The sequence below is a fragment of the Alcanivorax sp. HI0044 genome (genome assembly GCF_001634945.1).
Genome location: NZ_LWEZ01001524.1, coordinates 1 through 1,910 on the forward strand (window position 1 = coordinate 1; position 1,910 = coordinate 1,910).

Below are 1,910 nucleotides of genomic sequence, written 5' to 3' on the forward strand. Positions count from 1 at the left end.
CGAAAGTTCGCGAGCTGACCGGTGAGCAACTTGATGCCATTCGTGGTGAAGTTGCCAAGTTCTCTACCGAAGGTGACCTGCGCCGGGAAATCAACATGAACATTAAGCGTCTGATGGACCTCGGTTGCTACCGTGGTATTCGCCATCGTCGCGGCTTGCCGCTTCGCGGTCAGCGTACCAAGACCAATGCGCGCACCCGTAAAGGTCCGCGTAAACCGATTCGCAAATAAGCTGAATTAGACAGCGGCTGGATTTGGATAGGCATTATGGCTAAGTCAAAGAAAGATAGTGGCGCACGTCGTAAGAAGGTAACGCGCACCGTTGCGGACGGTATTGCGCACGTGCACGCTTCCTTCAACAACACCATCATCACCATCACTGATCGTCAGGGCAATGCGTTGTCCTGGGCGACCTCCGGTGGTGCTGGTTTCCGTGGTTCCCGTAAAAGCACCCCGTTTGCTGCCCAGGTGGCGGCTGAAAACGCGGGTAATGCTGCGAAGGACTACGGTCTGAAAAATCTTGAAGTGCGGGTGAAAGGCCCCGGTCCGGGTCGTGAATCTTCTATTCGCGCCCTGAACGGCTGTGGATACAAGATCACCCATATTGAGGACGTAACGCCGATTCCCCATAACGGTTGCCGTCCGCCTAAAAAGCGTCGCGTGTAACGGGAGTTAGAGCAAGATGGCAAGATACATCGGTCCCAAGTGCAAGCTTTCCCGTCGAGAAGGCACTGATCTGTTCCTGAAGAGCGGTATCCGCCCTCTGGAATCCAAGTGTAAAGCTGAGCAGGCTCCTGGCCAGGCTGCTGGTGCAAGCGGGCGTCGCCCGGCACGGCTGTCCGACTACGGTGTTCAGCTGCGCGAGAAGCAGAAAGTTCGTCGTACCTATGGTGTGCTGGAAAAGCAGTTCCGTAGCTACTACAAGAAAGCGGCCGCTTCCAAGGGCGCAACAGGCGAAGTCCTGCTGCAGCTGCTGGAAGGTCGTCTGGATAACGTGGTTTACCGCATGGGCTTTGGTTCTACCCGTTCCGAAGCGCGTCAGCTGGTTAGCCACCGTGCCATTCTGGTTAACGGCCAGTCTGTGAATGTTGCGTCTTACCAGGTGAAGCCTGGCGACCAGATCAATGTTCGCGAGAAGTCCAAGAACCAGCTGCGCGTGAAGAACGCCATGGAGCTCGCTCAGCAGCGCGGCTTTATGCCGTGGATTGAAGTTGATGACAAGAAGCTGGAAGGTACCTACAAGGCGAAGCCTGAGCGTATCGACCTGCCTGCCGAGATCAACGAAAATCTGATCGTCGAGCTGTACTCCAAGTAAGGACTGCCTGAGGGATCTCTATGACCGCCGTGAACGACTTTCTCACGCCCCGCTCGATCGCGGTCAACGCGATCAACCAGACCCACGCCAAAGTGGTTCTGGAACCGCTGGAGCGTGGTTTTGGCCACACTCTGGGGACTGCGCTGCGCCGCATCCTGATCTCCAGCATGCCCGGCTGTGCGATCACCGAAGTGGAGATCGACGGTGTGCAGCATGAATACTCTTCTATCGAAGGGGTCCAGGAAGATGTGATCAACATCCTTCTGAACCTGAAGGGCGTTGCCCTGCAGATGGAAGATCGCGAAGAAGCGACCCTCGAGCTGGTCAAAAAAGGCCCGGGCGCTGTAACCGCGAATGACATCCAGCGCGATCACAGCGTTGAGATTGTCAATCCGGATCACCTGATCTGCACCATCACCGGCGACACCGAACTGCGTGTGAAGCTGAAGGTTCAGAAAGGGCGTGGCTATGTTGCTGCGGATTCCCGTCAGTCTGAAGATGACGAGACTCGTGGTATTGGCCGTCTGCAGCTGGATGCCAGCTACAGCCCGGTTCGTCGCGTGGCCTACGTGGTTGAAGCGGCCCGTGTTGAGCAG

General features: G+C 56.5%; 3 protein-coding genes and 1 pseudogene. All 4 read left to right on the forward strand.

What is annotated here, in order from left to right; genetic code table 11:
* Positions 1–230: 30S ribosomal protein S13 (gene rpsM / locus A3730_RS22925; protein ID WP_156501314.1), on the forward strand; the 230-nt coding region annotated here is incomplete at its 5' end.
* Positions 231–266: 36 nt separating this feature from the next.
* On the forward strand, positions 267–665 hold the full coding sequence (gene rpsK / locus A3730_RS22930; RefSeq protein ID WP_011587706.1) for a 30S ribosomal protein S11: 399 nt from the start codon (positions 267–269) through the stop codon (positions 663–665).
* A gap of 16 nt (positions 666–681) precedes the next feature.
* A complete protein-coding gene (gene rpsD, locus A3730_RS22935; protein ID WP_007148340.1) occupies positions 682–1,314 on the forward strand; it encodes a 30S ribosomal protein S4 in 633 nt (210 codons plus the stop codon).
* 20 nt (positions 1,315–1,334) lie between these two features.
* Positions 1,335–1,910: pseudogene (locus A3730_RS22940) on the forward strand (DNA-directed RNA polymerase subunit alpha); the annotation flags it as partial.